A 6,566-nucleotide genomic window follows, 5' to 3' on the forward strand; every position below is an offset into this window, starting at 1 on the left:
CGCATGATATTACGGTCAAAATTCTCGTTGCGATTTGCTTCAACGATGCCCGGCATCAGCTCTTTTTGAAAAAACTGACGGGCACTGTCCGTTACCATACGCTCTTCATCGGTAAGCTGGTCACGTAGTAAAAATGGATCTTCCCAATCAAAACGGGGGCTGCTAGAAGTTGCCATGTGGTGCTCCTTGTTGCCAGTCATCCTGACCGACGATTAATGTTTGACTTATATGTTCTGCTATGCAAAACTTAGTTTCATATTACAATTCATTTAAGCAGGATTATTGTTCTTTGTAAACCTTTATCCCACAATACGGTTATAAAATGATAAAAAAATTACCGGCAACCAAACCGCTTTTAGCTCGAATGAACGATACGCTCGCCCAAAGTAAAGCCGATGATGATAGACAATTCGTCACCGCTCTTGGACGCGGACTGAGCTTACTGTCTGGGTTTGAGCATCATGAACAACTCAGTCATCAGGAATTATGCCAGCTGACCGCATTGCCTAAAGCGACGGTGACGCGATTGATTTATACCTTAACCACCCTTGGATTTTTACGCACAACGATAGAAGGGCAGTATCGATTAGGCAGCAGCGCGGTGCGGCTGAGTGCAACGGCATGGAGCCGTCATGATATGTTGGTATGCGCAGAACCATTACTGCGCCAGTTCGCAACAGAGATCGAAGGCGAAATGCGCTACTTGTCTTGCTGTCGTAGCCCGGCACGCCTATCGGTCAATTTGCAAGTTGGCTCAGCAGTACCCGTCGCCCGTACAGCCATTGGACGCGCTTTTTATGCGGTCAGCTCGCAAGCAAGGCAGGCGGTGATTCGTAGTAATTTGCAAGAGCAGTTATCTACAGAGGATTATAACCATGCGCAGTCTGCTCTTTGTGACGCAACAGAGCATTATAGAGCGCATGGTTATACGGTATCGGATGGGGAGTTTTCTACGGATATATTGGCAGTAGCGGTTGGTGTTTTTGATGTAGCGACTGGGCAATATGCGTATTCGCTTAATGCCAGCGTACCAAGTGCCAACTGGGAAGCGGATGACTATGCAGCGATGATTGTGCCGAAACTGCAAGCGTTGGCTGAAAGGATTGGGCGCGGCGCTTAGATCTGTACAGTTACTGAATCAGTCGATAAGATAAGACATATAAATAGCTATCGGGTAGCTACCAACCCATATCGAAGTTTTTGATGCTTTACGAAATAATTTTTTTACATAAGGAAGAGTGCTATGTCAGGGATTGAGTTTTATACTAATAGACATATTGTCAGTGAAGTGGACAGTATGCGCCAAAAGCTAGGGGTTTTAGCTAAGCAGTACTCCGCCACATCAGCCATTATCATCACTGATGCTGGCATATCGCAGCTAGGTTATGTCGATATTGCACAGCAGTCATTACAAGAAGCTGGCGTTCAAGTCGTTGTTTTTGATGGCGTCGTCGCTGACCCGCCTATTGAAATAGTGAATAACGCTATTGATCTTGCAAGAACCAATCAATGTGATTTAATTATTGGCCTGGGTGGTGGTAGCTCTATTGATACAGCTAAAATCGTCGCTCTATATCCGAATGATTTTCAGTCCATTACTGATATTTTAGATATCGACTTAAGCAGCTTTAAGAAACTGCCCCTTTTTGCGATACCCACCACAGCAGGTACCGGCGCAGAGGCAACTTTTGTATCGGTAATAACCGCGAAAGACGGTAGTAAAAAAGCCATCTATACGCCCAAAATACTGCCTGATGTCGCAATTTTAGATGCCACGCTAACACTGAAACTACCTCGCCATATTACCGCTGCAACAGCGCTCGATGCGATGGTGCATTGTATTGAAGCCTATACCAGCCGTACTAAAAAGAATCCCATTTCAGATGCACTCGCTATCAAAGGATTGCAAATGCTATGGAATAATTTTGAAAAAGTACTACAACAAGGCGATGATATAAATGCTAGAGCCGATATGTTGTTAGCTTCCACACTTGCGGGTATCGCGTTTGTTAATGGTTCAGTCGCAGCCGTTCATGGCTTGTCTTATCCGCTCAGTATCAACTTCCATATCCCTCATGGGCACGCTAATGCACTCGTAATGTGCCCAGTATTTAGTTTCAACTTGCCTGAAGCGGCATCGATGTACGCAGAACTAGCCAGGGCCGTTATGCCTACCCAAACCTCTACTATGACGGACTTAGAAGCAGCAAATCAGTTCATACTTCAATTGAAAAATTTTTTAGAAATGAGCGGCCTTAAATATCGCTTAAGCGAATTAGACATCACAGAAAAAGATATACCAGCGCTAGCGGATATAGTAATCAGCACCTATGCACGGCTAATTGCGACCAATCCTAAGGATATGACATTAGAAGAGGTGACGACAATGTATAAGGAAATACTCTGATAAAAACTATTACTTTTTAATGCTCATGTTGCTCATTGAGCTATAAATCGCCAAGACAGGTGTGGTTTGATTATTATCGTCAGGCTGCGTAATTAAAATCTCCCAAGTTTATGTGTACGGATTTGACGGCAGGGGTCACTAGTGATGACTTATGCAAGAGATCTAGTATAGATAAGCTTAAAGATTTGCTTATGGGTTGCTATAACTATAGTGAGTTCACTTTAAAAAACAACATATCACTAATAGAGTAAATTCTATGAATCTTTTTGATCATTATCGCTGTATAAACTTTAAAATTGTAGAAGTTAAAAATACATATACTTTTAATAGCTAAAGAGATTTTTTAGATTTTAAATCATTTTAAAAGTTTAATAGATTTTCAAAATTCACAACGGTTATTCTATGTCTGCCTTCAAAATATTAATCATCTCTTGTTCATGTACCTTTACATGATCATCAAGCCATTCACCCTCTTTGGGAACTAACTTCATCATTAGCTCTAATTTCAGACTCAGAGGTGCCATACTTGCACGTTTTCCTAATAGCGTCCTTACTTTTTCTCGTGGGCTATCATTGCTCAATGATGAGTTTTCACTACTGCTCATCAAACACAAGTTCCCAAATCTATGCAAATCATCTGCTTGCAATATATTATCAATTTTAGAAGTCTGAGGAGAAAAATGTTCAACGGAACTTTTAAAGCTAAATCTAAATTTGTCTTTATCATCTATAATAAATGAATCATCTTTTAATAATAAATAATCTAAGTAGTTAAAAACAAATGCAGCAACCTTGCCGTATTTTAATAATTCACCAAGATCACTTGCTACTAAGTTAGGCTTTTCGCTATTGTCTAAGTTGTACATAAAATTTACATATTCTTTAGAAGGCGATACAAGATAACGATTAATCATAAAGTACTTGGCCAGGCTTTCTAAGAACTGTAAATAATCTATTGCACTAAATTTATCTTCTTGTTTATCAAGCCAGTACAGCACTGCAGAAAGCCAGTTTTTACGAGAGTTTGTAGGATAAGAAACATGAAATGCTGAGAGCAGAGTCATACAACGCCAATTTTCACTAAACGTATCACCGCCATCTACTCCAAAGCTATTCACATAGCTTGAACTGTTGTCTTCAAACTTGTAGCGCTTTAGCGACCAATCTTCTTTAACACCTCCACGATCACGCTTAACGATGTAATGATCGAATAAATATCTTAGTTTGAGTAATAAAGAAACAAAATTCTTTACCTTATTTATATCCTTTCCTACATTCGTCTTGAAAGCATTAATTAGTTCTTTATCATCTAAAGCTGGCAAATCTATTTTGACTTCATCGGTAATATTATTTTCAGACTCTCGCAGCATATAGATACGCAACACTTGTATAAGAAAATTTGGAAAATCTATAACGCTAGTAAAACGCTCCAATTTTCCTTCGTCACTATTACCAGCTTTATTTTTATTACTAGTATCTTTAGTTTTTTCTAGTCGTGAGGTTTTGCCTTTTGAGATTGAGTCATTGAGAGTAAACTTGGGTAGCTGATTTTTAGAATCTAAATCCGATTTAATAAATCCAAAATCTTCTTTTTCTAACAGACCATCAGGTATTATTAATTTGAAGCCCTCAGCTGTTTCTCCAAATATAGCTTTACGCTCTTCTACCGAGAATCCCAGTTGCACATAACGACTCATGTCTGCACACGCCAGCCAAACTTTATGAATAGTTGCCATGGCTTGCTCATCTTTTTGAACAACGGACAGCAAATTAGCTTTGACAACTTCATGCTTCTCTAGCTGTTCGCCTCTATTGTTCATAACTTCAAAATAATGCGTAACATCAGTATTTTTGGGTACTAGAACTGGCAAAATTTTAACTTGATCCGTCAAGTAGCTAGCGAATTTAAGTAGTAAATTATCATCATCACCAAACTTTTTAGTTATGACTCGATCAATAGCCTTAAAGCCTTCTACTATTGATGGGTTAGCTTTTTTAGTATCAATTGTACCGATTAGCTCAGGTAGCCTTGTTGAATAACTATATTCAGAATCTCCTTTCCTACAAAAAATGTCGAAGAGCTTGTTAATTGTAAACTCTGACTTGCTACGGCTTTCAAAACTAAGATTTGGCTCTTTGAACCAATCAAAGTTATTAGCTAAACGATATTTTAAATAAATAGCCAGCAGACACAAAGTAGTAAAGCGCTGCTGACCATCGAGAATTTCAAAGTAGCCTGTTTTTTGGTGTATCACCAAACTACCAATATAGTAAACCGATGCATTATTTTCTTTTTGCGTATAATCTTGTATGTCATCAATCAGCTGCTGTATTTGCGGCTCGCCCCAATCAAAGTTACGCTGATACACAGGTATTTTATATTGGTTCTCGCTAAGTAGTTGCCTGATACTAATGCTTTCTTGAATGCTATTGGTCATCTTTTATCCCTTTTTATCTCTAATACCGCTTGCTCTGATAAGTAACCCATCTCTGTAAAAATAGTTGTGAGACCTGCTACTTGCTTTAATTTTTTATCTCTATCTTTACCTGTAGTATTGACTTGTTGAAGCTGTTGAAGTGGTTTATTTAGAAATTCAACGGGCGTCAGCGAATGCTGTAAGCGCATAAATACGTTATCACTATCGATATATTTTTCTATGCTTTGTCGATATACACTAGCGTTTTGTAAGCGCAATGAATAAGCCCAAATGAATATATACTCAATCGCTCGAGCTAAATCTTGTTCACCATATCTATCGTAATAGCAGAGTACGAGAGCATTAAACATACGGCGAACGTATCTATCCCCTTGACGCCACCAGTGGCTATATTTATAGTCCTCACCTTGTTTCTGATTGTCTAATACTTGAATGATGGTCAATGCTATTTGTCTATCTTTATGACTTAGTATGGCTTTGAGCCAATTATCATCTTGTCTTGTAGCGTCTTCCAGAAATGGCATTATTAACGCTTGATAGTAGGTAACCCAATCAAAAAACCGCCGCCCATTAATCAATGTTTGGGTAAGCTGAAACGGATAGGTCATGGTTTGCTGATCGATTAATCGATGTGTATGCTGATTATAGGAATCAACAGTATTATTAAGCACTTTTAATCCCTGTTGAAACGGATAGTTAGCATTAGTTAAATTGACGCCCTTAAATACCTGTATATCAGACTTTGAAAAGTATAGGCTGGATTTACCAAGACTCCATTGGCGTATTGGATATAGATAATCTGAGAATGTTACCTTTAAATCTTTGGTATTTTTTTGCTCCCAATATTCAACGATGGACTCCTTTAGATCCTTTTCTGTTTCAGGAAATTCGCGCAAATGAAATGCTTTTAGCAAGTCATGAGGGCTCAAATCAAGACCACGTGCGTTTTGCGAATCAAAAAACTGGAAAGCTTCTGACAGCTCATGCAAGGTCACTTGCACAATTTCACAATGATTCATTAAGAAATCTAAAACTTCAAGGGTAAATGCAGGGCTATTTACGTGACGCTTTATGAGTTCATAATTGATACTTAAATTTTCTTGAGTTTCATTACAGTCAGGAAGCTGAATATCTATAGAAGTAAAACCTTCTAGCGTTTGCTTGAACTTTTCAGATTCAGCTGCAGCTTTAATAATCAATAGCAATGTCAAAGTACGCTGCTGACCATCAACTAAAGCAATTGGAGTCTGCCCGTCACTATCAACCTTTTCATTATCTTGATGCAAAACCACTGTTCCTAGACGATACGCATTGTCTGCCTTATAGGAGTTGTCAACATTATGATTTAGCCTACTGCATTGGTAGTACAAGTCTGTTAGCAAGTCAGCGATGTTCTTTTCTGTCCAACGATAGGGTCGTTGATAGACAGGTATTGCAAGTCTCTTATCTGATGGATACGTTGCTAAGGATAAAAAACTAGCAATTGATAAAATTTGGTAACCTTCATTATTAACTTTCTGATCTGACATTAAACAACACCTCAATGATTCAAGACTTGAAAAAATTAATTTTAATTAAATTGAGAATTTGTGAGTTTTGAACCGCCCCGTGATTGTCGGAGACCTAATATTCTGAGAGAATACGACAATGAAAACACGAAATTACACTCCTGAGATTAAAGAACGCGCAGTTCGCATGCTGATTGAAGCAGCAGGCGACTA

4 protein-coding genes are annotated in these 6,566 nt (G+C 38.7%); 2 read left to right on the top strand and 2 right to left on the bottom strand.

Annotated features, from left to right (window positions below; translation table 11 throughout):
- The first annotated feature begins 322 nt into the window (after positions 1-322).
- Positions 323-1,120, top strand: a complete 798-nt coding sequence (locus JMW90_RS13100) for an IclR family transcriptional regulator (RefSeq protein WP_201564699.1) — start codon at positions 323-325, stop codon at positions 1,118-1,120.
- Positions 1,121-1,243: 123 nt separating this feature from the next.
- Positions 1,244-2,407 carry an iron-containing alcohol dehydrogenase gene (locus JMW90_RS13105; protein WP_201564701.1) on the top strand — a complete coding sequence of 388 codons (1,164 nt, stop codon included), beginning with the start codon at positions 1,244-1,246 and terminating at the stop codon, positions 2,405-2,407.
- Between the two features lie 395 nt (positions 2,408-2,802).
- Here the strand turns inward: JMW90_RS13105 and JMW90_RS13110 are convergent, their stop codons facing one another.
- Both JMW90_RS13110 and JMW90_RS13115 read right to left on the bottom strand, forming a co-directional pair.
- Positions 2,803-4,845, bottom strand: a complete 2,043-nt coding sequence (locus tag JMW90_RS13110; RefSeq protein ID WP_201564703.1) for a DUF262 domain-containing protein — start codon at positions 4,843-4,845, stop codon at positions 2,803-2,805.
- On the bottom strand, positions 4,842-6,374 hold the full coding sequence (locus tag JMW90_RS13115) for a DUF262 domain-containing protein (protein WP_201564705.1): 1,533 nt from the start codon (positions 6,372-6,374) through the stop codon (positions 4,842-4,844). Before JMW90_RS13115 ends, JMW90_RS13110 begins: the two co-directional genes overlap by 4 nt.
- Positions 6,375-6,566 lie beyond the last annotated feature (192 nt).

Source organism: Psychrobacter glacincola (assembly GCF_904846215.1).
In the GTDB taxonomy this organism is placed as follows: Bacteria; Pseudomonadota; Gammaproteobacteria; order Pseudomonadales; family Moraxellaceae; genus Psychrobacter; species Psychrobacter glacincola.